The 24,836-nt window shown below is 41.8% G+C and carries 25 protein-coding genes; 11 read left to right on the top strand and 14 right to left on the bottom strand.

The genetic code is table 11. The features are described from left to right. Window positions 1–10 precede the first annotated feature (10 nt). The 7 genes from ACE38W_RS18050 to ACE38W_RS18020 all read right to left on the bottom strand — a co-directional run bounded on the left by ACE38W_RS18050 (window position 11) and on the right by ACE38W_RS18020 (window position 5,852). Window positions 11–760, bottom strand: a complete 750-nt coding sequence (locus ACE38W_RS18050; RefSeq protein WP_375832836.1) for a polysaccharide biosynthesis/export family protein — start codon at window positions 758–760, stop codon at window positions 11–13. Window positions 761–872: 112 nt separating this feature from the next. Further along, a complete protein-coding gene (locus ACE38W_RS18045; RefSeq protein ID WP_375832834.1) occupies window positions 873–1,106 on the bottom strand; it encodes a hypothetical protein in 234 nt (77 codons plus the stop codon). 714 nt (window positions 1,107–1,820) lie between these two features. Continuing rightward, a complete protein-coding gene (locus tag ACE38W_RS18040; protein WP_375832832.1) occupies window positions 1,821–3,008 on the bottom strand; it encodes a hypothetical protein in 1,188 nt (395 codons plus the stop codon). Window positions 3,009–3,175: 167 nt separating this feature from the next. Then, window positions 3,176–3,601, bottom strand: a complete 426-nt coding sequence (locus tag ACE38W_RS18035; RefSeq protein WP_375832830.1) for an organic hydroperoxide resistance protein — start codon at window positions 3,599–3,601, stop codon at window positions 3,176–3,178. A gap of 58 nt (window positions 3,602–3,659) precedes the next feature. Then, entirely contained in the window at window positions 3,660–4,436 is a 777-nt protein-coding gene (locus ACE38W_RS18030) for a DUF1223 domain-containing protein (RefSeq protein WP_375832828.1), read from the bottom strand. A 23-nt stretch (window positions 4,437–4,459) separates the two neighbouring features. After that, window positions 4,460–4,906 (bottom strand): hypothetical protein, encoded by a 447-nt coding sequence (locus ACE38W_RS18025; protein WP_375832826.1) that lies wholly within the window; start codon window positions 4,904–4,906, stop codon window positions 4,460–4,462. 7 nt (window positions 4,907–4,913) lie between these two features. Then, on the bottom strand, window positions 4,914–5,852 hold the full coding sequence (locus tag ACE38W_RS18020) for a heme-binding domain-containing protein (protein ID WP_375832824.1): 939 nt from the start codon (window positions 5,850–5,852) through the stop codon (window positions 4,914–4,916). Between the two features lie 255 nt (window positions 5,853–6,107). Here ACE38W_RS18020 and ACE38W_RS18015 point away from each other — a divergent pair, with 255 nt between their 5' ends. Beyond that, window positions 6,108–7,130 (top strand): sensor histidine kinase, encoded by a 1,023-nt coding sequence (locus tag ACE38W_RS18015; protein WP_375832822.1) that lies wholly within the window; start codon window positions 6,108–6,110, stop codon window positions 7,128–7,130. Beyond that, complete coding sequence (locus ACE38W_RS18010) at window positions 7,111–7,872, top strand: LytR/AlgR family response regulator transcription factor (RefSeq protein ID WP_375832820.1); 762 nt, start codon at window positions 7,111–7,113, stop codon at window positions 7,870–7,872. The genes ACE38W_RS18015 and ACE38W_RS18010 overlap by 20 nt, the downstream gene beginning before the upstream one ends. Window positions 7,873–7,926: 54 nt before the next feature. Here ACE38W_RS18010 and ACE38W_RS18005 read toward each other — a convergent pair whose 3' ends face one another. Further along, entirely contained in the window at window positions 7,927–8,100 is a 174-nt protein-coding gene (locus tag ACE38W_RS18005; protein WP_375832818.1) for a hypothetical protein, read from the bottom strand. 10 nt (window positions 8,101–8,110) lie between these two features. Next, the gene (locus ACE38W_RS18000; RefSeq protein WP_375832816.1) at window positions 8,111–8,557 is read right to left on the bottom strand and encodes a DUF6934 family protein; all 447 of its coding nucleotides are present in this window, start codon (window positions 8,555–8,557) and stop codon (window positions 8,111–8,113) included. A gap of 528 nt (window positions 8,558–9,085) precedes the next feature. On the opposite strand from ACE38W_RS18000, the gene ACE38W_RS17995 reads away from it, so the two are divergent. Further along, complete coding sequence (locus tag ACE38W_RS17995) at window positions 9,086–10,624, top strand: SulP family inorganic anion transporter (protein ID WP_375832814.1); 1,539 nt, start codon at window positions 9,086–9,088, stop codon at window positions 10,622–10,624. Here the strand turns inward: ACE38W_RS17995 and ACE38W_RS17990 are convergent. Then, a complete protein-coding gene (locus ACE38W_RS17990; RefSeq protein ID WP_375832812.1) occupies window positions 10,608–10,739 on the bottom strand; it encodes a hypothetical protein in 132 nt (43 codons plus the stop codon). The two genes, ACE38W_RS17995 and ACE38W_RS17990, sit on opposite strands and share 17 nt — an antisense overlap. A 118-nt stretch (window positions 10,740–10,857) precedes the next feature. Further along, on the bottom strand, window positions 10,858–11,238 hold the full coding sequence (locus ACE38W_RS17985; RefSeq protein ID WP_375832810.1) for a winged helix-turn-helix transcriptional regulator: 381 nt from the start codon (window positions 11,236–11,238) through the stop codon (window positions 10,858–10,860). Between the two features lie 40 nt (window positions 11,239–11,278). Here ACE38W_RS17985 and ACE38W_RS17980 point away from each other — a divergent pair, with 40 nt between their 5' ends. From ACE38W_RS17980 to ACE38W_RS17970, 3 genes are all read left to right on the top strand, one after another. After that, the gene (locus ACE38W_RS17980) at window positions 11,279–12,340 is read left to right on the top strand and encodes an NAD(P)-dependent alcohol dehydrogenase (protein WP_375833356.1); all 1,062 of its coding nucleotides are present in this window, start codon (window positions 11,279–11,281) and stop codon (window positions 12,338–12,340) included. An 89-nt stretch (window positions 12,341–12,429) separates the two neighbouring features. Beyond that, window positions 12,430–12,663 (top strand): hypothetical protein, encoded by a 234-nt coding sequence (locus ACE38W_RS17975; RefSeq protein WP_375832808.1) that lies wholly within the window; start codon window positions 12,430–12,432, stop codon window positions 12,661–12,663. 474 nt (window positions 12,664–13,137) lie between these two features. Then, complete coding sequence (locus ACE38W_RS17970; protein ID WP_375832806.1) at window positions 13,138–13,890, top strand: acyl-CoA desaturase; 753 nt, start codon at window positions 13,138–13,140, stop codon at window positions 13,888–13,890. Window positions 13,891–13,974: 84 nt separating this feature from the next. On the opposite strand, the gene ACE38W_RS17965 is transcribed toward ACE38W_RS17970, so the two are convergent. Both ACE38W_RS17965 and ACE38W_RS17960 read right to left on the bottom strand, forming a co-directional pair. After that, complete coding sequence (locus tag ACE38W_RS17965) at window positions 13,975–14,433, bottom strand: cold-shock protein (protein ID WP_375832804.1); 459 nt, start codon at window positions 14,431–14,433, stop codon at window positions 13,975–13,977. Window positions 14,434–14,500: 67 nt separating this feature from the next. Next, entirely contained in the window at window positions 14,501–14,761 is a 261-nt protein-coding gene (locus tag ACE38W_RS17960) for an RNA recognition motif domain-containing protein (protein WP_375832802.1), read from the bottom strand. Between the two features lie 269 nt (window positions 14,762–15,030). Here ACE38W_RS17960 and ACE38W_RS17955 point away from each other — a divergent pair, with 269 nt between their 5' ends. The 5 genes from ACE38W_RS17955 (at window position 15,031) to ACE38W_RS17935 (ending at window position 24,075) form a co-directional block, all read left to right on the top strand. Further along, the gene (locus ACE38W_RS17955; RefSeq protein WP_375832800.1) at window positions 15,031–15,627 is read left to right on the top strand and encodes an RNA polymerase sigma factor; all 597 of its coding nucleotides are present in this window, start codon (window positions 15,031–15,033) and stop codon (window positions 15,625–15,627) included. A 147-nt stretch (window positions 15,628–15,774) separates the two neighbouring features. Continuing rightward, entirely contained in the window at window positions 15,775–16,791 is a 1,017-nt protein-coding gene (locus ACE38W_RS17950) for a FecR family protein (RefSeq protein WP_375832798.1), read from the top strand. 52 nt (window positions 16,792–16,843) lie between these two features. Beyond that, window positions 16,844–20,263: a SusC/RagA family TonB-linked outer membrane protein gene (locus ACE38W_RS17945; protein WP_375832796.1), complete on the top strand. Its 3,420-nt coding sequence runs from the start codon at window positions 16,844–16,846 to the stop codon at window positions 20,261–20,263. A gap of 24 nt (window positions 20,264–20,287) precedes the next feature. Beyond that, entirely contained in the window at window positions 20,288–21,952 is a 1,665-nt protein-coding gene (locus tag ACE38W_RS17940) for a RagB/SusD family nutrient uptake outer membrane protein (protein WP_375832794.1), read from the top strand. Window positions 21,953–21,963: 11 nt separating this feature from the next. Further along, window positions 21,964–24,075: a S9 family peptidase gene (locus tag ACE38W_RS17935; RefSeq protein ID WP_375832792.1), complete on the top strand. Its 2,112-nt coding sequence runs from the start codon at window positions 21,964–21,966 to the stop codon at window positions 24,073–24,075. A 152-nt stretch (window positions 24,076–24,227) separates the two neighbouring features. Here ACE38W_RS17935 and ACE38W_RS17930 read toward each other — a convergent pair whose 3' ends face one another. Next, window positions 24,228–24,554: a hypothetical protein gene (locus tag ACE38W_RS17930; RefSeq protein WP_375832790.1), complete on the bottom strand. Its 327-nt coding sequence runs from the start codon at window positions 24,552–24,554 to the stop codon at window positions 24,228–24,230. Between the last annotated feature and the right edge of the window lie 282 nt (window positions 24,555–24,836).

The following is a 24,836-nucleotide window of genomic DNA, read 5'->3' as shown; positions in this document are numbered from 1 at the left end:
AAAGGTTTTATTATTTGCTCAGGAGTACGATGGTGGTACCGAGAGAAATAAGTGATATGATCGCTGGTAGCAGAATGACGGATTTTGATGTCGGGAATTTCTTATTGGATCCGGGTCTGACATACACTACGTCATTGTTTTCCAGGTAATAGTAAGGAGAGCTAAGTGTTTTACTATCGTTGAGATTAATGCTGGCGTATTGTTTTACGCCATCTACTTCCCTGATAACCATGACGCCATTTCTTTCGGCGGTGACATTAAGATCGCCGGCCATACTAAGGGCATCCAGTATAGAAACTCTTTCCGTGCCTATCTTGAAGGAGCCCGGGCGGGCTACATCTCCGAGAACAGACACTTTAAAGCTTACGATGCGGGTGGATACGTATACATTTTTTAAAGTTTTATCAAGTTTTTCGCTGACCTCTGTATTGATTTCTGAGGTTGTTTTATCTTTTACATTTACCTGGCCAACAATGGGTAGATTGATATTTCCAGTAGCATCTACAAGGTATCCCTGGTCTATGCCATTGGAGTTGACAACATTGGTACCAGTTGGGTTAGGGTTGAAAATGAGGGAAATGTCTTTGTCCAGCGTGGTAATCGTTATTTGTAATACATCACCTGGATGAACGCGGAGTGGGGGTACATGAATCGTAGTATCGCGACCGTTAGCCATGGCTATATCATTAAAATAGGTAATGTTCTTACTGCTCTGACAAGCGGTAACGACGAAGAAAAGGGTTAGTAAGTAGTATCGCATGAATGCCATTCTTTTTTAAGATATCGGTTAATTTGCAATGGATAATTGCAGTTCAATTTATATGGTTATACAATAGTTACTGGAAGTGTTGTTACCCTATTTATTCGGGCGCCTACACTGCCAGTTTTGAATGTTTAGGAAAAGCCAGTCGCCTGATCTTTTCCTGTATAGGTAATTGGTACCAGTAATAAGCAGCAATATTGTTACTTATTAATATGGAGAATAATGCCAGCATTGCCCATGGCGAAGACAATATCTGCCTACTGATATTAAAGTGATGAAATACCAGTACAATGGTTAGCTGCAATGGATAGTGAATGATATCGATCCTGTACCCATACCTCATCTTTTAAAAAAAAATATTTGCCAATGATATGACGCTACAATGGTGGATGCGATACCTTGTATTGCATCCAGACTGTAAACATGCGCTGGTATCACTAGTGTACACTAGGTCTTCATATAATTTGGGGAGATGCGTGTAGTTAGGATACATTACTGAATTTACAAAAAAATCACCTTTGTAAAATTATCTCTATATGATTTGAATAAAATGATCATGATAAGTATATTTGAACAAAATGAACAAGCGAAATAAGCCGTGAACGATAGCCATGGAAGAAGGAAGTCTGAATTGGCGCTGAATTTTAATGTTATCACGTACAATAAAATAACCTACCGGCTTCATAAAAATGAACAGGTATATTCATAATTGGGAATAATTTCTGAAATTAGGTGGGTAGTAAATTGATTCGATGTCAACGAGATTAGATTTTAAAGGGCCGGATGGCGCCGTCCTATATACCGCAAACTGTCAGAGCCAACTGGAGGCAGACTTTCTCATAGGTCAGGTTATGCAATATGACTGGTTTGATGAGAAGGGGAATTATTCCATGATCTGGACAGATACTTCCTCAACGGAGGAAACGGTGTTACATATATATAGATTTAAAATAGAGCCGCCCCATGCAAAAACGGCTTTTGAATCATTTAATAAAGGTCGATAAAAGAAAATGCCGCCTCTACTCAGTAAAGGCGGCATTTATTTATTAGCAATTGCTTAATTTCCGTAAGGGTGTTTTTCCTTCCACTTTGTAAAGGAATCAAGGTCTACTTCCAGGTTAGGGTCTTTCACCACTTTAATGACGCCTCCCTGTGGCTTGCGGACATAAGAGATTTTGTCGGAAGTAAAGGTATAATAATATGTATAGTCCCATCTGCTGAGCAGCCAAATATCTGTCCGTTCCCAATAACCCACGAATATATTATCCAACACACCTGCAGAACCGGTAATCGTCAGTGAGATAGTTTTCTTTGTTGCAGGGTTATAGGTACAGGTGATCCTGATCCAAGGCTTTCTATCTACACAAAGTGCGCAAGGGCCATTCATGAGATATGTTTTGGAATTGGCTGTTTTAGACTCGCTCGTAATTTCCCATTCCTGTCTTTGGAGGTAGTTATGAATCATGCCCATCCAGTTAAAATTCATATTCCCGAAAACTACCAGATCTCCATGTTTACTTTCTTTTCTCAGGTCTTGCTGGAAGCGGTATTCTTTATAGTTGCCATACCATTTTACGCCATTAATAGAATCTTCTATGCGTAAATTTTCGAGGGTGTTACGGCTTTTTGCTACTTCTACCCGCCATTCAGCATTTTTTATACTATCCTTACGGGCATTTTCTGCATTCTCTTCAGCTTTCAGCTGGTCGCGCGTTTTAGGATGCGCTTTAAAGAAGGCAATTTCTTTCTCCAGGTTGCTGACATTTACTTTAGGATAATGTGATTTGAATACTTCGAGGCGTTGAGAAATGGTGTCGAGTTTCCAAACGGGGGCTTCATTGCTATAGCTATTGAGGTATCTAGACGTTGAATCTAACGCATAGTGGATATCCATCATGTCTTCATATACTTCCTCGTGATAAAACATTTCTTTGTCCATCTGACTGCGGAAGTCTCTTTCAAACCGGTTCTTTACTACCGGATCGCCTTGAAGGGTTTCGGTTTGGGTATACATATGTTTAAGCACTTCTTCAGAGAAGGTATAGTTACCGTATTTTTCTTCCCATTCTGCGGGAGTTGTAGGAGAGGGGACTGGGGAGCTGCGTCTGATATGCGCGGTTTCCCATTTAGCAATTGCCATCACTTCATCTATACCGGTTAATTTCTTGTATTTCTTTTGTTTCTGTGCATGAGCGGTGCTCAGGGAAATCAGGCATACCAATACAGTCAAAAATGCTTGTTTCATAGGTTTGTAGGGGATTATTTCGGGAAGCAATTTTCCATAAAAAATACTGGATTTCCAATTTATTGCTGTTGATGATAGTGGTATGTGATGCCTTTGAATAAAGAAAGAAGCCCGCAAATATAGTATCTGCGGGCATGTTGCCATTCTAACCTTGATAAGAATAAATCTTACATAAGTTGGAGTGCTACCGGTATATTATTTCGTATAGCCTTTGAGTATGGGCAGGTATTATGTGCCCTGTTGATGATCTGTTCGGCGAGTTCTTTGTGGAGGCCAGGTAATGCAACGTTTAATCTGGCTTGCAAGCTGTAATCACCATTGTCGTGGAGGAGGTCTACTTCTGCATCAACAGCGGTATCTGCTGGCAGTTTTACGCCCAGTGCTTTTGCTGCCAGGCCCATGGCGCCGATGAAGCAGGCGGACCATCCTGCGGCAAACAACTGTTCAGGATTGGTGCCTTTGCCGCTTCCTGCTAATCCGAGTTTAATTTGGAGTTGATCATCATTGCTAAGCGCTTGTCCCTCTCTTCCGCCAGTAGTATGTGTTTTACCTGTATACACGACATTTGTTGCGAGTGTGTTTGTAGTATTCATAGTTATTGTATTTAAAAAGTTTATTGTGATTAGATAATTTTAGTTAGATGATATGAGGTTATTGAATGTTAACTTTTGTTGCAGCGATGATATGACCGTTGTTACTGTTTTGCAGAAATCCGATCAATTCCCATTGCTGTTGCTGGAAGTTGGTAGGTAGCGCGATGGTAGCGGTTGTATCATCCGGATTAGCGGTCGTTAAATTTTTAACGATTTGTACGTGAGATAATTTCCTGCCTGCATTCTCTCCAGCCCTAACATTGCTTTGTGCATTCTTTTGTACGAGAGCCAACAATAGGCGTGTATTTTTTTGTATCGCAGGGAGTTCCCAGGATACTTTTATCTGCTGGTTATTTGTTTGGGTTTTCAGGCTAATATCCGTGACTGCTGGCGTTTCCAGGGCTTTGTTGATGGCATAGGTGATGTCTGCTGCATTGGAGCCAATATATTCGCTGCTACCATTGATTACTACCTGTGGCGTATATACGGTGTTCAGTCGGAGGTAACCTGCATATTCTTCCTGTCTGGTAGAGAAGTCATGCTGACTGAAGCTATCGCGCCATCCCTGGTGGTCCCAGTAATCTACATGGAAGGCGAGGAGGTAAAGTGGCTTACCGTTACTTTGTTGTTCCAGTTTTTCCAGCAGTGCGTCGGCGGGAGGACAGCTGGAGCAGCCTTCGGATGTAAAAAGTTCTACGACTGCGAATCCTTTGGTGCTGTCGTTGGTATTGATAACGGCAGCGTTGTTATTACCGTATAAGGTATTGCAGGCGCCGATGAATGTACTGAGGCAAATCATACCTATGCTGAGTGTTGATGCTATTATTTTTTTCATTTTATCTAGATGTTAGTGTGTTATTAATAAGGATCGCAGGGAAAAGCTGCAGGTGTTAATGTTTGTATGAAGGCGCTTCGTTTGTTGACATCTTCAGGAGTAAAGGCAGGGCCGTTATATTGCTGGATGGAGTAGGCAGGTTGTTGTCCGCTCATATCCAGTTTTTCTACACTTAATAATTCTCCGTTGATGTAGCTGCCGTACCAGAATTTATTATCCTGATTGCGATAGGTTACCAGGGTATACTGTGCTGTCGTTGTTTGTGGAGTGGTTAGGTTTAGCTGCTGTGTCAAGGCGGCTTTGTTGCCATACAGTAAGGACACTGACCCAGCTTTCTCGTTGATAACGGTGGTGATCACCTGTAAGCCGCTATCGTTGAAAGCATAAGGACGTATAGCTGGAATATCTTTTTTGGCGGAGCAGCTAATAAACAGCATTGCTGCGATGTAGATGGGTATGATAACGCGCATGATTATATTAATTTAAGGTGGATAGATCGAAGATGCCGCCGGTTTTATTGGCTGCTTTGTGGCAAGAAGCGCAGGTTTGGGCGGTGAGTAGCGTGCCGGCAGGTTTGAGTTCCTGTGTTTCAAATTTCGCGTAGCCCCAACCATCGGTGCTTTCGTATTGTGTCTGGTTTCTGACCATAAACTGTACGTTTACAAATTTTCCCGGATGAATATTTCCATCGTTGTCGATTTGTTTCTCCCATACTACTTTGGCAACGATGGCACCGTCGGGCCATGGGCTGATATTCTTTTCCTTGATGGCTTTCATTGCGATAGGATTGGCAAACATGACGCGCATAGTGGTGTTATCGAAGCGGGAAGTAGTACTCATCACCTGCCATTGGCGGAACTCTGGCATGAACCTGATACCCGTAGGTGCCACTGGTATTGCTTTTGCGGAGGCACCGTGGTTGGTAACCTGTGGTAATGTTTGTGCGCTTTGTGCACAGTCTGGCTGTACTGTTTTACGTTTAGTATCGAGATAATTGCGTAAGACGGTCATTTCATCCGCAGTGACTTTAGCATTGCTGTGCAGGGCTGCGTAAGAAGGTAAAGGCATATTACCTGCCTTGATCATATTGTAAGCTTCCCAGATCATGGACTCTTGTTCAGCGGGGGAGAGCTTATCCCACTCGGAGAAATTCAGGTGTTTGCGTGCATCCTGTACATCTTTTTTTACTATCCCCGCCACAACAGGCAGTTTATCGAACCATTGCAGTTTGGTATTATTGGAATGGCAATCATAGCAAGCCCTTTGAAAGATCTGTTTTACAGGAGCGGGTATATTTACTTCTGCAGTAATTGGCGGGTTATTAACCACATGTGTGGTGAATGACATGGCTGCAGTTACTACTACTGCTATGCCTGCGCTCATGGCGGTGATCTTTATCTTATTTGTTGTTTTCATGTGGCGAAGTATTATGACACAAAGAGAAAAAAATCTGGGGCGCTGCGGAAACGCAATACCCTGTATCCGGCAAATTTGGAGGTGAGCCGGACAAGTACCGGGGTGAATAATCAGGCGCCGTTTAAGCGGGCAAACAGCCTGGGGGGAAGGGTTGCCGGGACCAGGAGCAAGGATGTCCACTTCAGGAGCCTAAACGCCGGCTTCAATGGTTGAATATTCCCTATGGAGACCAAATACGATTATCTTTGAGCTATCATGAATAAAAGACAACCATTTAAGATATCAGGCAGGATCATTTGGTTAAGCTCCTTGTTTTTGGGCGTAATTGTGGCTTTGCCCAGTCTGATTCAGCATCAGTACAATATATATGAGGTCATTGCCAATTCGACGATTACCTTTTTGTTTTCCTTATTTGTATGGTATTATAACATGCAGACATTGCCGGTCTATACTTCCAGGCAGGTAGCAAAAGGCTTTTCTTTAGGACCTTTGATGAAAAACCTCGTGGTGGGTGTGGTGGTCATGTTTCTCTTATCCTATATTCAGCAGCAGATCCTGACGCATATCAATTTTGGCCCTACGATGCTGATGTTTGAGGTGAGAGGAGTATTGATCAATCTGACTTTCTATATGTTCATTCACCTGATCTATCAAACCTATCAGAACCAGCGCGTGAGTATAGAGCTGGAACGCAGCAAAATGGATAATCTGGCTGCACAGTTTGAGCTGTTGCGTCAGCAGGTAAATCCGCATTTTCTCTTTAATACATTGAATACACTCAAGTATATGGTAGAAAGTGGGGACGAGCATAGTGTTGATTTTATTTTAAAATTGTCAGATTTTTATCGTTTTACGTTGGAGAACAGAAAACTGGACCTGATTACGATGTCGGAGGAACTGAAGATATTGGATGCTTATATTTATTTGCTGCATGCACGTTTTGAAGAGGGGCTGGATGTTTCTATTGATGTCAGCGAGGAGCATAAGGCTGCTGTAGTACCGCCATTTACCTTGCAGTTACTGGTGGAAAACGCGATCAAGCATAATGTGGTTTCCTGGGATAAGCCGTTGCAGGTAAAGATTTTTTCTGAGGGAGATACTATTGTAGTGAGTAATAACCTTCAGCCGAAGATTACGCCGGAAGTCTCTACTGGCATTGGTTTGGAGAATATAAATGAGCGTTATGATCATCTTATCAGCAAAAATATTGAAATTATACCTGACACTAAATCGTTTACAGTAAAATTACCCGTTATACATGAGGATCGTCATAATTGAAGATGAGATAAAGGCGGCAAAGTCTTTATCAGCAATGATTACAAAGTTGAGGCCTTCGTACACGATAGAGGCGATGTTGGGCAGTATTGAAACGGCGGTGAGTTATCTTTCTAACAATCCGCAACCTGATTTGATATTTATGGATGTGCAGTTATCAGATGGATTGAGTTTTGAGATTTTCCGGATGGTGAAGGTGACGGCTCCTGTGATATTTTGTACTGCTTTTGGTGAATACGCAATGGACGCGATTAAGTCCAATGGTGTAGATTATTTGTTAAAACCTTTTGCAGCAGCAGATTTAGAGGCGGCATTTGAAAAGGTGGATACCTTTAAAACATTTTTCCAGCAGCGTACCCAATCTGATTGGCAGGAGCTGATCAAGCGATTGGATAAGCCGGAGACCAAGACCAGTTTTCTGGTGATGCACAATAACAAGTATATCACGGTTCGAACGGAGAATATCGCATATGTATATATTAAGTTTGAATCGCCCTATATTGTAACATTCCAGCAACAGAAATATACTATTTCGCAAACGATGGAGCAGTTGCAGTCGCAGTTATCGGCGAAACAGTTTTATCGTTTGAACAGGCAGTACCTGGTGAATTTTGATGCTATCAAAGAGGTGGAGCATTATTCTGCGCGAAAGCTGGCGTTACAGATGAGTGTTCCTACGGAGGAAGTGCTGACAGTGGGGAAGGAGAAGATTACACATTTTTTGGAGTGGATGGAGAACAGGTAGAGAAAGAGATAATATTAATAAGCCATCTGCGGGAGCAGATGGCTTATTAATATCTTAGATTTTTTTGTCACAAAATATATTACCCATTTTAGGGATAGCCTTATTGGCTTCCTCCAATGCTCTGGGATTGACCATTCTAAGATCAATTTTGTCTAATCTTTGATCAATGGTATAAGTAATAATTTGATTTAATAATGTGCTTTTTACTTGGAAAGTTTTCTTTTTCATAAAAGTGAATTTAATATTTTTTACTGGTAATTACGAAGCCTTGCGCTTCAATATTGGGGTGAAATGGAATGAATTGATCTTCTTGCTCAACCCAAATATTAAAATGTAATTCAAATTCCTTAATGTATTTACTTATTACAATTCTATAAAGTCTCGTTCTTTCTTTTGTACTTCCTTTGAAATAAATTTTTCTGTTTGGGAATTTTTGCAAAAAAACCTCAATTGTTTGACATATTGTGGCAATGATTTTATACATGTCACCATTGTTGCTTATACTATAATCATCTATATCACCATTGATATTAATATCGCCAAAGCTTAAATTAACAAGTTCTGTGCTTTCTGTTGGAGAAAAATATATCCTTTTCAATATGACACCTTTGGGTCCTATACTAAAGAATTCGTAAGCACTATTATTATCACCAATTATTATACTTTCATAAGAGGAATGATTCATTTACTTTTATAAGTAGAGAACCAACAATTGATAAAAACGGTACCTGGTAAAAGCCAACTGTTTTCTATCCATTTTCATTCGTGAAATTCCTCCAAAAGCATTTTTGTTCGTTGAGTTTTTAATTCATTTTTGTTGTATCTATACAGCTGATTTTTATTGTTACTTATTGTAATAACCGAGGTGAATTGAGTGTTGTTGATGCCTTCTTATAATAAGTATTTGATTGATTTTAGCATTAGCTTTTCACTTTGATGATTTTTTTTTCATCATGCTATATATTCTTTACTAATAGAAAGTGAAACGCCACAATTTTGTACCTAACTTGTTTTTCTACAAGTTCCTTTTGTTTTTAGCTGTATTATATTACCTTTGCGCCTGATATGAACAACAATACGCACTTCTCTCTGCTGACACCACCTTGATAGCCTGATCATGAGTTATCAGTATAAGCGCGGATTTCCGGCCTGGCTTACTGTTCTGTCCATTAATAACATTATTTATTTTATACGTCTTAATCTTTCATCAAACATGAAGGGCTACTTTAATTTGTTTGACTTCTCGCAAAAAGTCAATTACAAGACAGAAGTATTGGCAGGGCTCACCGTAGCCATGACCATGATTCCTGAATCTTTGTCCTTTGCTATATTAGCTGGGTTGTCGCCCTTAACTGGTTTGTATGCTGCGTTTCTAATGGGCCTTATCACTGCGGTGTTTGGCGGCCGTCCGGGAATGGTATCCGGTGGCGCTGGCGCAACTGTAGTAGTGCTGATCGCATTAATGCAATCACACGGTGTCGAATATGTATTTGCAGCTGTGGCATTGGCGGGAATATTTCAGATTGCCGTAGGTGTATTCAGGTTAGGGAAATTCATACGTTTGGTGCCACAACCTGTGATGTATGGCTTTGTAAATGGTCTGGCTATCATCATCTTCATGTCACAGATACAGCAATTCAAAATAACTACACCTGCTGGTACGGAATGGCTTAGTGGAACACCACTCTGGATCATGTTAGGACTAGTGCTATTGACGATATTGATCGTATACATTGTACCAAAAATTACCAAGGTGGTGCCAGCCTCGCTGGTGGCTATTGTTGTAGTGTTCCTGCTGGTGCTGGGCTTCGGAATCCATACAAAAACAGTGAAAGATATTGCCAGTATCAGCGGCGGTTTTCCGTTATTCCACATCCCTGCTGTGCCGTTTAACCTGGATATGATCAAAACAATTTTTCCCTATTCATTGGTGATGGCAGGTGTTGGCCTGATTGAGAGTTTACTCACCATGAATGTAGTAGATGAAATCACCGGTACCAAAGGAAAAGGTAATAAAGAAGCAATGGCACAGGGAACCGCGAATATTGTCAATGGATTTTTTACAGGCATGGGAGGTTGTGCGATGATCGCGCAGTCTTTCGTGAATTTATCCGCTGGATCCAGGGCACGGTTATCCGGTATCATCGCCGCATTGACCATCCTAATGATCATTCTTTTCGGTGCGCCTGTGATAGAACATTTGCCTATGGCGGCATTGGTGGGGGTGATGATGATGGTTGCTATTGGTACATTTGAATGGATCAGTATACGTATTGTCAATAAAATGCCACGTCATGATGTGATAGTAGGCATATTAGTGGCGGCCATTACGGTATGGTTGCATAATCTTGCGTTGGCTGTACTTATTGGCGTTATAATTTCTGCGTTAGTATTTGCCTGGGAAAGCGCTAAACGTATCCGTGCCAGGAAGTACACAGATGAAAAGGGGATCAAATATTATGAAATTTACGGGCCGCTGTTCTTTGGCTCCGTGACTACTTTTCTTGAAAAATTTGATGTGGCCAACGATCCGGCGGAAGTAATCATCGACTTCAAAGAGAGCAGGGTTACGGATATGAGTGCCATTGATGCTTTACATAAACTCACTGATCGCTATCGACAAGTGAATAAACAATTACATCTTCGGCATCTAAGTGCAGACTGTCGTCTTCTACTTAAAAATGCTGGAACTGTGATTGACGTAAATATAGTGGAAGATCCTCATTACAAGGTGGCTACAGATTTACAATAACGGCGATGAAAGCGGATTTGGTTGCTACAGCCAGATACGCTTTCTGTTTCCTGGCGGTTAGTACAGTCTGGTGTTGTTGGCTATCTTTAGGCGCCATGATAGCGAAATTTAGCATGATCTGATTATGCGGCGGTAATCAGTATTAAATTTGTTTGTTTTTTGTCCCAGCTTCTGTAATACTATATGACATCCTTGCGTCGCACACTTGTGCGGTATTTCGCTATTCATCTCCTTTACAAAGCTATAGCGGGCATCTCCATAAAAATCGGTTGATTATTTTCTTTGCCCCATTCATATAATGCTGTGAGTACAGGATGTAAGGATTTTCCTTTGTCTGTGAGGTGGTATTCTATATTTCGGGGTGGTTTCTCCTGCAAAATTATTTTTTGAATCAATCCATCTTGTTCCAATTCTTTCAGCTGTAGTGTGAGTGCTTTTTCTGCAACGAAGGGAATAGATTTTTTAAGCTCACTGTAGCGCATTGGCTGCTTTGTCAGCCGATCGATGATGAGCGCCTTCCAGCGGCCACCCATCACGATTAGGGTGTAAGAAATAGGGCAGAGGGTTACCAGCTGCTGCAAATTACTGGTATTGGTAGATTGTAATTTTCGCATACTTAAAGATACGAACAAAATTTTCCGTTATTGTTTGCGAGTGATCGCTGAGAGAGATTTGCTGAAAAAAGAAATGAGCGAAATTATCAATAAGGCATTTTGGGCGGATAAGGCAAAGGGCGCCGACAGTTTACGTATGGTGACAGAAACTCTTCCTGCACCGGGTTCACAGGAAGTATTGATACAGGTAAAGGCTGCAGCATTTAATTACCGGGAGGTGATGATCATAGAGTCGGGCGTATATCCGCTACCAGTGAAGGATACCTTTATTCCAATGGCTGACGGCGTAGGCGAAATTATAGCGGTGGGATCAGCGGTTTCAAATTTTAAAGCGGGTGATCGTGTGGCAGCGGTGATGTTTCCCTATTGGCAATCCGGGCCTTTCCAGGCGGAGTTTTCCGGGCAGTTGGGCGGGGCCTTGGACGGTATGTTGACAGAATATAAAATACTCCCAGCAGCTGGTGTTGTGCTTATTCCGGATCACCTTAGCTATGTGGAAGCTGCTGCCTATCCATGTGCCGGCGTTACTGCCTGGAATGCCTTGTTTGGTGGGGCAGCTTTGCTACCAGGACAAACAGTGCTTACGCTGGGCACTGGCGGGGTATCTATGATGGCTTTGCAATTTGCCAGGGCCGCGGGTGCCCGGGTGATTGCAACTACCTCTTCTTCAGAAAAGATTGGATTACTTCAACAGTTTGGGGCAGATGAAGTGATCAACTACAAAGAACAACCAGCGTGGCACATAGCCGTGAAAGCGCTTACCAATGGCAAGGGCGCGGACCATATCATTGAAGTAGGTGGCGCCGCTACCTTGCCGCAATCCATCAGGGCTGTGCAGGCAACAGGGCAGATCAGTATGATTGGCTCCATGGCCACTGGAGATCCTTTATCAAATCCTAATTTATTGTTGACTACGGCCGCGACTATACGCGCAATTGCTGCCGGCCATCGTCAGCATCAGCAGCAGATGAACAGTGCCGTTGCCGTAAACAAGTTGCGACCACTGATTGATCGCGTCTTCCCTTTTACGGACGCTAAAGAAGCTTATCAATACTATCTGAAAGGGCAGTACCAGGGAAAGGTAGTAGTATCGATGGAGTAAATACGCTTATGTAACAAAAGTCACCATATAATCATTCCAGTTTCCCGATATTTACATCAACATATAGTTTGAAACTTAATTTTGAAGGAATGAAAAGCAGAATTTTAACAGGATGGAACTTTATGCGATGGCTGCGATTAGGTATGGGCATCGCCATCATGGTACAGGGTTTTTATTCGCATGATATGCAGTTTGTATTGATAGGCGGCCTGCTGAGCCTCATTCCGATATTGAATTTTGGCTGTGGTGGTGGTAATTGCAGTGTGCCACGGCAGCGTAATACAAAGCAGCAGCAAGCGGTGAGTTATGAGGAAGTTTCATAAAACAATAAGGTAGATATTAAATTACAGGAAAGATAATGAAGGCGCTCCATAGTTTGGGGCGCCTTTGTTTTACAGTAGCACCAGCAGCGATCACCAAGGCCATTGCAAAGCGAAGTATATTCTGGTGATATGGAGATAAATAAATTCCGTACAATATAGGAAGCAAAAAAATGATGGAGAACAAAGGGATAAAATTACTGATGAACTGAATTATTAATAATAAAACAAATGGCCTGCTGTCAATAGTCTTGGGGTAATTGTAAGCAGCCTTTTTTACATATGCTAAAAGGTTATGATTGGAATCCAAATTAAATAGATGTCCTCTTACAGTTGTTCCTTTCTTTTACCTTTTTGTTAACATTAAAACAGCTACATTTAGATATAATCAATAACTCACCCGGACAGCGCTTTATATTATCATCTATTCTACTGGCATATTTGAGACTTATTCCTCGCTTCTACAAAAAATCAAGTATGGCCATTTATATTTTTTTTGCCGCTTTATGGTACCTATCACTGTTTTCGCAAACTTTTTTTCAACATAGATATGCCGCGCATGGCGCATTTACGATGAGCAAGGGATGGGAGCGATTCTTTTTTATTTTTACATATATCACACAAGGATCTTCCTATATGAGTCCCAGGGCATATGGCATTATGCACAGATTGCACCATGCACATACGGATACGGAATTAGATCCACATTCACCAGCTAATTCGTCCAATATATTTTCTATGATGTGGGGTACAAGGGCAGCGTATCAGGAAATACTTCATGATGAGAAAGTAGTAGAACCCCGTTATACCAAGAACCTTCCAGAGTGGGCATCGCTTGATAGATTTGCTAGCAGTACCTTTTCGAGGTTGCTTTGGGTTGCAGGATACATAGTTTTCTTTGTTTATTTTGCAACAAATCCTTACCAGTATTTATTATTGCCGATAGTAGTGTCGATGGGCGCATTTCATGGCGCTATCGTTAACTGGTTTGCGCATAAATACGGCTACATCAATTTCAGGTTAAGGAATACCGCAATGAATCTATTGTTTGTTGATGTGTTGATGTTAGGGGAATCCTATCATAATAATCATCATAAGCATCCTTCTTCTGTAAACTTCGGACGACGCTGGTTTGAGATTGATCCAGTGTATTATGTTATCAGGTTGTTTGAATGGCTAAGGGTTATTAAGTTGGCTCCTACTGTAAAGAAACAGTTAGCAGTTGCTTAAGCATAAAAAAAGCAATCAGTAATAATATTTAAACAAAAATATTATTACTGATTGCTAATTGAAGTATTTAATTACTTTGAATTATTATCGGGTAGGTTTGTTAACAGAGCTGATTTTCTTTATGTCCATAGCATAATATCCTTTTGCATTTTTCTCCTGAATGAAACTAACTCTATCTCTCTCCTTAATAGGCTCTGTTAAATCATTTATATGAAAGAATATTTTTTCCCTGGACTTGTCATCAGAAATAAATCCAAACCCTTTTGATTGGTTAAAGAAGTCGACCATGCCTGTTTTTACAGGGTCTTCAGCTGGGCGTGGAGTGGCACCGATTCGGATATCCTTTGCATCTATTTCCGCTTTCCTGGTGTTGTCAGGAGGAACAGTGCTCAGGTTACCATTTTCGTCCACATATGCCAGCATATCCTCTAGGCTTTTCCCTTTATTGTTATTATGTTTTCGTTCTTGCGCTTTCTGCGCTTTGTTTTCTTTTGCTTTGGCTTTTTTATTTCTGTTTTCTTTCTTGGAAAAAGATTCTCCCATAATTATTAGTTTAAGTGAAATCGCGTGATTGCGAAAAGAGGTTTTCTATACAAAAAATTAGAAGATATTAGTATCTGGACCTTTCAGGTCTTGGTTTTGCTTCATTGACAACGATTTTTTGTGTGTCAACGACAGTGTTGTTTAAGTTCCTTATGGCTCTTTCTGCCGCTCCCTCATCAGGCATTTCTACAAAGGCGAAACCTTTAGATCGGCCGGTGAAATTGTCATAAATTACTTTGGTACTGCGTACAATACCAAATGGAGAAAACAAGTCTGATAATTGTTGCTCGGATGTCTGGCTACTTAAATTGCCAATAAAGATGTTCATTATAATAATGTTTAATATGATTAATATGGCAGCTGGAAAAGCGAAGACTGAGGAAGAAAAGAGGGTATCCAGACTAGATCAGCAGAAGCAGAGGCAGGAGCCTGAGGTAATATCAATAAAGGTAGGTTAATAAATTGGATAAAGCAGGTTTATTATTCGATGAAGTGGTAAATAGTACAGATTATTAGCCAGATAAAGTATTTTTCTACCCAAATTTCCCGGAAAGGTTGTATTTTTTCGGCTTTTTCCGGAAGTAATAATATCTGCCAATGCAAATAATGACTGATGATAATGAATTGTGGAAAGCGATAGTAGGAGGGGATGACAATTCATTTCAACAGGTTTACCATACACATTTTACGATGTTATATGAGTATGGTATGCGTTTTTCGGCAGAGGAGGAACTGATTAAAGAATGTATCCAGCAGCTGTTTGTAAAGATCTGGACCAATAGAAGCAACCTGGGAGAAGTGAACCGTATCAAGCCTTACCTATTGTTTTCTCTTAGGACAATTATTTATAATAAGTTTAGAGACGAAAAACGCCGTCGTATCAGTGAGTTGGCGGAGTCTTACGATTTTGAACTGGAATTTTCGCCGGAAGCTGCCTATATTCAGCGGGAGGTGAACGATCATAAACTGACTGCCCTGAAAGTAGCCATGGAACAGCTTACACCCCGGCAAAAGGAAATCATCTATCTACGCTATTTCCAAGAATTAGATTACAAAGAAATTGCATCTATCATGGATGTCTCTGTGAAAGGTGCGTACAAGCTTGCTGCCCGCTCACTGGAAGCACTACGCGAAATACTGGACATCTCCCTGGTAGCAGTCATATGCCTGCTGAAAGTCGCTGCCAGCAAGTGATTTACTTCCTCTTATCTCCCTATTTACATGCATTTATTTATTGATCTGAAAAAAAAGTAAAAATTTTTTTCTTTTCCGTGGGGTAATTAAATCTACCCTGGTGTTTAATTAAAAATCGCCCTTCTCTAAAGGTGTGGATGTAGCGTAATGAGTGAAAGGTATCAGCAATATAGTAAACAGGATTTCCTGGACGACGATAGTTTTATCCGTTATATACGTGGAGAATCGCGTGATTCGGCCGTTTGGGAGCCATATGTGCGGTCGGCGCCTGATAATTTGAAAGCATTAGAGGATGCTGCGGATGAACTACGACTCCTGTTGACAGCCAGGCGTATCCTGCCTTCCAGACAAACGGAAGAAGCGGTGTGGATATCTATCCAACAACAGATTGCTGTAGATGCCCGGCAACCTGCCATGCGACTAGTTCGCAGGCGTTGGATAGCTGCCGCGGCAGCTATATTGCTACTGATTATTAGCAGTACTGCTTACTATAGACTTGCAAAAACTACTATCCATACTGATTATGGAAAGGTAGCAAACATCGTGTTGCCAGATAGTTCCACTATTGTACTGAATAGCAATTCGGTCATCTCTTATAAAAAATATTGGAAAGAAGGGGCTACTCGCGAAATATGGTTACAGGGAGAAGCATTTTTTGAAGTGCGACACCTGAAAAAAGATAGCGCCCCAATCCGGCCAGGGGAGCGGTTTGTCGTGCATACTCAACAACTGGATGTGGAAGTATTAGGTACTACTTTTAATGTGAAAGCGCGTAGAGGTGTTACTGAAGTAGGGCTCCGCTATGGCGCAGTGCAACTCCTGGCGCAGAATCAGCAGCAGATGCGCCTGAAGCCAGGAGATGTTGCCCAGTTCAGCACATCATCAGGACTAATAATGTTATCACCCAAGGCTGTGGTAGCCGTCAGCGCCTGGAAAAATCATCAGCTTATGATGGATAATATGTCTGTCAGAGAGATTACGCATCTCCTGGAAGATACCTATGGCTATCATTCCGTCATCACTGATACAACTATTCTAAATAAAACAGTACAGGGAGCTATCGCTGTAAAAAATGAAGATGATATCATTTTCATTCTCCAGGGGATATTACAAATGAACATAGAGAAAAAGGATCACCAACTGATTTTTAAGCAACATAACTAGCGTTTCAACCAAATCAGCTACTAACCAACAAATTCTTATGCAAAAAATTTCAATGAAATTTTGGCTGCTATTGCTTTGCAGCATTCTGACGCTGGGAACCTATGCTCAGTCGCCAGGCAATGGCAAACAAACACCTGTTACCAATGCATTGGACCAGATCACCAAGCGTTATAAAACGCAGTTTGTATTTGAGCCAGCATTACTAAAAGGACATTTCACCAATGTTGTCATAGATGAAAATTCCAGGCTGCCGCTGGAAGAGTTGATGAAACGGGTATTATATCCTAACAACCTGCTTTTCGTTTATGTTAACGATAACACCTATATGATTATTAAGCGGCCTGCGGGAACAACGAGCACGCCTATATTACCAGCGGCGCAGCCAAATGTAGATGAGCAGGCTGTAATAGCGGCAGGTGTTATACATGAACTTAAAGGCATGGTCTATGATTCAGTTAGCCGGGAAGGTTTGCCTGGCGTAACGGTAAGATTGCTTCCAGGTGGCGCTGGCGCCTTAACTGATAATAATGGGCAGTTTACGATTAAGACAGCAAAAGATAATATCAGCGATGCCTCGCTGTCTGTAAGCTTTGTAGGCTATGGCGGCAGAATAGTAAAGGTAACGGGGGCGCATATGTCCATTTACCTAAATCAGAATACGCATACACTGGATGAAGTGAAAGTAGTGGATGTAGGGTATGGCACCAAGCGTAAAGAAGCGATCACCAATGCGGTTAGCACGGTAGACAATAAGACTATCACGCAGATGCCAACGCCTATGTTGAGTAATGCGCTGGTAGGTACGATTCCTGGCTTGTTCGGAAAGCAAGCTGGTGGCTCTCCGGGAAGAGATAACACCCGCCTGCTGGTACGTGGGTCTTCATTAGCAAATGCTGCTTTGGTAGTAATTGATGGCGTGCCGCTCAATGATCCGGGTAATTCCGGCGGTTTCGTGGGACAAGCGAACATCAATGACCTGGACCCAGCTGATATTGAAACAGTAACCGTATTAAAAGATGCTGCTTCCACTGCGATCTATGGCTCCAGAGGCGGTAACGGCGTTATTCTCATCAACACCAAAAGGGGAAAAAGAGGAAGAACAGTTTTTAATTTCAGCGCAAATACTGCCTGGTCGCAGCCGACACAACAACCTAAGTTTGTTGACAGCTATCAGCAAGCGCTTTTAGAGAATGAATTCTCCATCAATTCCAATAAAGGAATTATTTATTCAGATGCTACACTGGATACCATTAAGCGTGGCCTGAACCCCGACAGATATGCAAATACCAACTGGTCGAAAGCCGCTTTGATGAACTGGGCCAAATCGCAGAGCTATAACCTGAACATGACGGGTGGTAACGATATGATGAAATACTATGTAGCTGGCGGTTATAACAACCAGGGTTCTTTAGTTTCCAATGATGGCTTTAAGCGTTATACACTGATCTCCAACCTCGATGCAAGGGTAAATAAAAATCTGAGCATGGGCTTCGATGTCCGCTATGTATATGAGCAGCTGAACGATCCTATTGCTGCAGGCACCAATTCCATACTGAACAACGTATACCTCGCTTCGCCATTGCAACCGGTATACTTTAGTAATGGATTGCCTGCAGCCAATTACACAGGTACGATTATGAATCCTGTAGTGCAGGAATCCTCTTCCGGTTATTACCGCAAAACAGCTAACTACTTTAATGGTAAACTACGTATAGATTATACCATTCCTTTTGTAAAAGGATTAAGTGCGCATGCCATGGCGGCTTTCGATCGTAATAACTACGGCGATAAAACATTTACCAAACAATTTAAATTGTATCGTCAGAATGCCAGCGGCCAATATGTGCCGGTATCAGGCGTAGACAGCAAGGGCGCCGACCTCAAACCTAGCCTGTCTGAAAATTTATACAGGGCCAATTATACCAACATGGAATTTGGTTTTAACTATGACAGAAGTTTTGGTCTGCATCATGTATCAGGTATGTTATTGTATACAACCAATGAGTCTAATTCCAGCACGCTGAGTGCGGCGAGGTCCAATATTTTTTCTTCCAGTATAGATCAGTTGTTTGCGGGAGATGCCAGTACAAACTCGACCAATAATGGCACTGCTACTGCATTTGGAAGGGTAGGATATGTAGGACGTGCGAGTTATTCTTATAATGGTAAGTATTATGTAGATGCGAGCTTCCGCTCAGAGGCCTCTGTAAACTATCCTGAGGGGCATCGTTGGGGAACATTTCCTTCTATTTCTGCCAGCTGGCGGATGTCGGAGGAAAGCTTCCTGAAAGATAATGTGACCTGGCTGGATGAACTGAAGCTCCGCGCTTCCTACGGTATGGCAGGTGATGAAACTGGATCAGGATATAGCGCTTATCTGTATAATTTCTCGGTAGGACAAAATTCAGGGCCGAATTCTACTACCGGTAAAAACGGTTATATTTTTGGCGGCTCTTATGTGCCTTCTGTGTATCCAGGTACAACGGCGCCTAATACGGACATCACCTGGGGAACTATCAAAGCTGCTAACCTGGGTTTGAATATGAGCGTGCTGAAAGGCTTGCTCAGTGCCGAATTTGACGTGTATCGTAAAAACAATACCAACGTATTAATATCTGTTATGGATAATGTACCGGCTACTTATGGCGCCAATACACCAAAGGTAAACAGAGGAAATAACCATACCACAGGCTTTGAGTTGAGCATTACTCATACGAATCAGGTAAGTAAAAACTTCAGTTACTACGTGCGTCCAAGCATCTCACATACCAAAACGATTGTGGATGATTCTGGTGAGCAAAGTGGATTAGCTGCCTGGGACGACCGTCAGAAAAATGGCTGGGGTGTAAACACCGTGCGTATCTATCATGCGCTGGGATTATTTCAGTCGAGGGCAGAAATTGATAACTGGGCCGTTCAGGATGGTAGAAAAAATACGACCATCAATCCCGGAGATATTAAATATGCTGATCTGAACCATGATGGTATTATCGATCAGCAGGACGTAGTTGTGAAGGATAATGCCTATATGCCATTGCTGAACTATAGTGTATCATTTGGCGCTACCTGGAAACGTTTAACCGTTGACGTTACCTTACAGGGTATTGGCGACTATACGAATACCTATTTGAACAAAATCTGGACAAACTATGATACGCGTCAGCTGGACCGCTGGACCCTTGACAATCCTAATGCCAGCTGGCCTAAATTAGGCAGCATCGCCAGCGATGGCCGGACTTCTGATTTTTATGGATTGAATGGTAATTACCTGCGATTGCGTAATGTGAGAGTAGCTTATGCACTCACGTCGGTATGGTTGAAAAGGGTAGGTTTCAATAATGTGGTATTTAACCTTCAAGGTGGTAACCTGCTGGTGTTCTCCAAAGTAAAATTCATGGACCCGGAAAACGATAACGTCACGCCGTATGGTGCGCAGAAAACACTCAGTGCAGGCGTCAACGTTAGTTTCTAATTTTTTATCCTTAAACGAAAAGTCATGAAAAGAAATATAGCACTCGGATGGATCGCTGGTTGCCTGGTATGTTTTGCTTCCTGCACTAAAGATATTCTTAATAAAAGCCCACAGGATAGCATCAACGAACTGACAGTTTGGAATGATATGGGCCTGGTAGGCAATTACGTGAACTATTTTTATTCTACACTGCAAAGCGGATACAGCCGTAATTTTTATCTCTCGGCAGCTACCGATGATGGGATGAATGGGCTGGCAAATGATATCTTCTATATAAAACCGCTTACCATGGATGCCAGCTGGAATGCGACGAATGCTCCTTTCAATGGTTATTACACATCTACCTATCAGGTCATTCGTAAAGCAAATGATTTCCTGGCGCATATAGATGCCGTTCCCGGGGATTCTTTGCTGCGTAAGCAATACAGAGCGGAGCTGCGTTTCTTCCGGGCCTACTATTATACCGAGATGCTAAACTATTTTGGTGATGATCCGATCAAAGCCCCAGGCGCTGCTGCACCTTCAGGTCTGGTAGATGGTTATGAAGATGCGCTTGGTGTAGTAATCGTAGAAAAGGCACAACAATATGGAAAAGATTCATTGAATGTGCCACGTAGTACCCGTAAGCAAACAGTAGATTACATTATCGGAGAGCTGGATGCGGTGACTACTGAGTTAGGCGCGTTGCCAGCGAGTTATACCAATCCTGCCGGCCGCCTCAATAAGGGCGTGTCCATGGCCTTGAAATCACGGGTACTACTATACGCCGGCCGCTTCCAGGCAGCAGCTGCTGCCGCCAAAGCCGTAATGGACCTGGGGAAATACAGTCTGTATCCAGATTATAAAACCCTCTTTACCATAAAAAACAACCAGGAATGTATCCTCTCTATACAGCATAATAACGTCGCTAAGGAAAGGGGACATACCTACGACAAAGATATGGCAGTAGGTTCTTTGAGTGGTACTTCCAGAAGTAACCCTACACAAAACCTCGTAGACGATTACGAAATGACGGATGGTAAACTACCAACAGCATCTCCATTATATAATGCAGCCGCTCCATATGCTAACAGAGATGCCCGCTTTTACGCCTCTGTAGCCTATGATGGCTCCATTTACAGAGGATTGGAACTACGTACCTATGCTAACGGCTACGATCAAACGAATGCAGGCTTGTACAAAACACAAACCACTTATCTGGTAAGAAAAGCCTGTAACGAAACTTTCAACTTTCTAGGTGATGCTACTTATGGCAGCGATCAGAACTGGCAGTATCTCCGCTATGCAGAAATCCTGTTGAATTATGCGGAGGCACAAAATGAAACCATAGGCCCGGATGGTACAGTCTATAATGCGGTAAATGCTATTCGTAAACGCGCTGGACAACCGGATCTACCCGGAGGTTTGTCCCAGGCAGATATGCGCCAATGCATCCGTCATGAAAGAAGAATAGAATTTGCTTTCGAAGACCAGCGATTCTGGGATATACGCCGTTGGCATATTGCTGACCAGGTGGCAAGTAAAAATATCTATGGAGCCAACATCACCCTTTCAGGTACTACCAAAGTGTATGGTACACCTAAATTATTAGAAAGCCGATTCTTTGAACTCAAAAATTATAGCTTCCCTATTCCTTATTCGGAGCTGCTCGCCAACTCAAATATGATCCAAAATACTTACTGGAAATAAAACAACTGATCATGCATCAATATAAAAAGATACGTAAACACGGATTGCTGGCAGCAGGATTACTGACAGCCTTCAGTACCAATGCACAACAGAAAGGAAAGAATTACGTGCATTCATTGCCGTTAGTGCAGCAATGGACAGATAATCAGCATTTTGTGCTGTCCAGAACAAATGAGCAGAACAAAATTTACTATGTTAACGTGAATGCTGCCACCGGAAAAGAAACGGTCGATTCTACCTATAGAAGAAAAGGTTTTGCGGCTGACAAAAAATTGGTCATTCTCCACAACGATATCTATCTGCAACAAGGTGCTAAAAAGCAGCAGCTTACACATGATTCGCTATTGGAAGCAACGCCGGTATTTTCTCCGGATAGTAACTTCATCGCTTTCACCAGGGAGCATGATCTCTACACCTTAGAACTGGCTACAGGAAAGGAAACCAGGTTGACGTTCGACGGCACTGAAACATTGATGAATGGCATGGCTTCCTGGGTGTATATGGAGGAAATATTAGGAAGACAAAATGAAGGCCAGGCGTTCTGGTGGAGCCCTGACAGCAAGTCTATTGCTTACTTCCAGACCGATGATAGCAAAGTCCCCGTATACACCATTACTGACGCCGGCGATGGATATCATGGATATGTGGAACATCAGCGTTACCCGCAGCCAGGCGATACTAATCCAAGCGTGAGAATAGGTATTGTCTCGGTTAACGGTGGTAATACCCGTTGGACAGACTTTGATAAGGATGTTGACCAATACTTCGGCACACCGCTCTGGAGCCCGGATAATAAATCCTTATTGGTGCAGTGGCTCAACAGAGGCCAGGATCATTACCAGCTCTATGCTGTGCAAGCAGATAATGGCAAGAAGAAATTATTGTACGAAGAGAAACAATCTACCTGGATCAACCTCGATGATGAAGATCGTTTAACATTCATCAACGGAGGGCAACAGTTTATCATGGCCTCCGATAAATCAGGTTATAGACAGCTATATTTGCACAATGCAGATGGAACATTGAAGAATGTTATCACGAGCGGTAATTTTGTTGTAAAAGCAGTCAATTACATCGATGAGAAAAATAAAGTCATCTATTTTACCTGTAACAAAGATGGTTTAAATAGAAAAGACCTGTATCGGGTGGATTTCAGTGGAAAACATTTGCAACGTTTGACCTTCGGGCCTTATACGCACGAGGTAAAGTTTTCACCGGATCATCAATACTTTACTACACAGTATAGTAATGCAGGGACTCCCGACAAACTTGCATTGGTGACCAATACAGGTAAGGTTGTGAGTCAGCTGGGAGATAGCAAAGGCCCTGATTTTGATAGTACAATTGCAAATAAAGTACGTACGATTTATGTGAAGAGTGAAGATGGAAAGTTTGACTTGCCCGTACATCTTTCTTTTCCTAAGAATTATCAGCCAGGGAAAAAGTATCCGATTGTAATTGCTATATATGGTGGTCCGGAGTCTTCCGTGGTGCAGGACAGATTCGTCAATCCAAGATTCCTGTCAGATGATGGAGTAATTCATGCCAGCTTTGATCATAGAGGATCAGAAGAATTTGGTAAGGTAGGACAGAACTATATGCATCGCGACCTGGCAGGATGGGCACTGAAAGACTGGATACAATGTCTCAAGTGGTTGCTCGCTAATGAACAGGTAGACCCGGAAAAAGTATGTATTACCGGTTATAGTTTTGGTGGATATATGACTTGTTATGCGTTGACCTTTGGCGCGGAGTATTTCAAATATGGTATTGCTGGCGGCAGCGTGGTGGATTGGCGCATGTATGATAGTCATTATACCGAACGCTATATGGATACACCAGCAGAAAATCCGGAAGGATACAAGCAATCATCTGTACTAACGTATACGGATAAACTAAAAGGAAAGCTGCTGCTGATTCATGGTGTGAAGGATGATAATGTCCATGTGAACAATACACTGTCGCTGGTAAGTAAACTGGAAGAGGAACAGAATACCAATTTTGAGTTGATGTTATATCCTGGAAACAGGCATAGTGTAATATCTGATAAGTTATCGCACTATAATGATATAACGAATAAATTTATTTCAAAATATCTTTTGCAGGCAGAAGATAAGAAATAACATTGCTCTCAAACACGCTGCTACCTTGTTTGCCAAGGTGATATGCAGTGGAATGGGCATTGAAAAATTCCTACCATAAATCAACAACCAACCATTAAGAAAAAAGCGTGTCTACCTTGGTAGACACGCTTTTCGTTTATACTAAAGGGAGATTATTTAGTACCACCGTCTTTATGAGGATGTGGCTGGCTTTGTCTGAAAGCTTTCAGCTCCGCTTTGTCAATAAAGCCATCTTTATTGGTGTCAATTGTAGCAAAATTTTCATTTAATTTTTCCAGTCTTTTATTCTCTTTACTTGCAGCTTCTACTTCAGCTTTGCTGAGTTTACCATCGCCGTCTTTATCAATTTTCTTAAAGAAGCCTTCTCTGTCACCTGGTTGATGCTGCTGTGGTTCCTGTTGCTGTGGCTGTTGAGCGTAAGTTTTAGCAGTCACCATTGTCATCATCAATATACCTGCTGCGAAGAAATGTTTCATCATAATTATCAATTTTAAAATGAATTATTAATTCCTGTTTACAGGGATATAGATGCAGATAAGATGCCAACGTTTAATGGTTGACGTTATAGTCCGGGGTGGCATATACCTTTAACATTTTGTTTAAAATATTAATAATCATACAATTAGATTAATAATTATTAATTATTTATATATGTAAATGTGAATTTAATTAACTGTAAATAACATTACTTGACAGTAGTTAACATAGTACACGAGGTGTCGTGCTATCGATTTAAGAATATATCGTAATTTTCCATTTCA

The organism is Chitinophaga sp. Hz27, assembly GCF_042263525.1.
Taxonomy (GTDB): Bacteria; Bacteroidota; Bacteroidia; order Chitinophagales; family Chitinophagaceae; genus Chitinophaga.
This window is presented reverse-complemented; position numbering and strand designations above follow the sequence as displayed.

Excerpts from the sequence above, each read along its gene's own strand:
- ACE38W_RS17975 (WP_375832808.1), top strand. The coding sequence starts at position 12,430 with ATGAAAAGCAGAATTTTAACAGGATGGAACTTTATGCGATGGCTGCGA.
- ACE38W_RS17970 (WP_375832806.1), top strand. The coding sequence starts at position 13,138 with ATGGCCATTTATATTTTTTTTGCCGCTTTATGGTACCTATCACTGTTT.
- ACE38W_RS17985 (WP_375832810.1), bottom strand. The coding sequence starts at position 11,238 with ATGCGAAAATTACAATCTACCAATACCAGTAATTTGCAGCAGCTGGTA.
- ACE38W_RS18050 (WP_375832836.1), bottom strand. The coding sequence starts at position 760 with ATGCGATACTACTTACTAACCCTTTTCTTCGTCGTTACCGCTTGTCAG.
- ACE38W_RS17930 (WP_375832790.1), bottom strand. The coding sequence starts at position 24,554 with ATGATGAAACATTTCTTCGCAGCAGGTATATTGATGATGACAATGGTG.
- ACE38W_RS18025 (WP_375832826.1), bottom strand. The coding sequence starts at position 4,906 with ATGCGCGTTATCATACCCATCTACATCGCAGCAATGCTGTTTATTAGC.
- ACE38W_RS17935 (WP_375832792.1), top strand. The coding sequence starts at position 21,964 with ATGCATCAATATAAAAAGATACGTAAACACGGATTGCTGGCAGCAGGA.
- ACE38W_RS18020 (WP_375832824.1), bottom strand. The coding sequence starts at position 5,852 with ATGAAAACAACAAATAAGATAAAGATCACCGCCATGAGCGCAGGCATA.
- ACE38W_RS17995 (WP_375832814.1), top strand. The coding sequence starts at position 9,086 with ATGAAGGGCTACTTTAATTTGTTTGACTTCTCGCAAAAAGTCAATTAC.
- ACE38W_RS17990 (WP_375832812.1), bottom strand. The coding sequence starts at position 10,739 with ATGCTAAATTTCGCTATCATGGCGCCTAAAGATAGCCAACAACACCAG.
- ACE38W_RS17960 (WP_375832802.1), bottom strand. The coding sequence starts at position 14,761 with ATGAACATCTTTATTGGCAATTTAAGTAGCCAGACATCCGAGCAACAA.
- ACE38W_RS18035 (WP_375832830.1), bottom strand. The coding sequence starts at position 3,601 with ATGAATACTACAAACACACTCGCAACAAATGTCGTGTATACAGGTAAA.
- ACE38W_RS18030 (WP_375832828.1), bottom strand. The coding sequence starts at position 4,436 with ATGAAAAAAATAATAGCATCAACACTCAGCATAGGTATGATTTGCCTC.
- ACE38W_RS18000 (WP_375832816.1), bottom strand. The coding sequence starts at position 8,557 with ATGAATCATTCCTCTTATGAAAGTATAATAATTGGTGATAATAATAGT.
- ACE38W_RS18005 (WP_375832818.1), bottom strand. The coding sequence starts at position 8,100 with ATGAAAAAGAAAACTTTCCAAGTAAAAAGCACATTATTAAATCAAATT.
- ACE38W_RS18040 (WP_375832832.1), bottom strand. The coding sequence starts at position 3,008 with ATGAAACAAGCATTTTTGACTGTATTGGTATGCCTGATTTCCCTGAGC.
- ACE38W_RS18010 (WP_375832820.1), top strand. The coding sequence starts at position 7,111 with ATGAGGATCGTCATAATTGAAGATGAGATAAAGGCGGCAAAGTCTTTA.
- ACE38W_RS18015 (WP_375832822.1), top strand. The coding sequence starts at position 6,108 with ATGAATAAAAGACAACCATTTAAGATATCAGGCAGGATCATTTGGTTA.
- ACE38W_RS17950 (WP_375832798.1), top strand. The coding sequence starts at position 15,775 with ATGAGTGAAAGGTATCAGCAATATAGTAAACAGGATTTCCTGGACGAC.
- ACE38W_RS17965 (WP_375832804.1), bottom strand. The coding sequence starts at position 14,433 with ATGGGAGAATCTTTTTCCAAGAAAGAAAACAGAAATAAAAAAGCCAAA.
- ACE38W_RS18045 (WP_375832834.1), bottom strand. The coding sequence starts at position 1,106 with ATGAGGTATGGGTACAGGATCGATATCATTCACTATCCATTGCAGCTA.
- ACE38W_RS17945 (WP_375832796.1), top strand. The coding sequence starts at position 16,844 with ATGAAATTTTGGCTGCTATTGCTTTGCAGCATTCTGACGCTGGGAACC.
- ACE38W_RS17940 (WP_375832794.1), top strand. The coding sequence starts at position 20,288 with ATGAAAAGAAATATAGCACTCGGATGGATCGCTGGTTGCCTGGTATGT.
- ACE38W_RS17955 (WP_375832800.1), top strand. The coding sequence starts at position 15,031 with ATGCAAATAATGACTGATGATAATGAATTGTGGAAAGCGATAGTAGGA.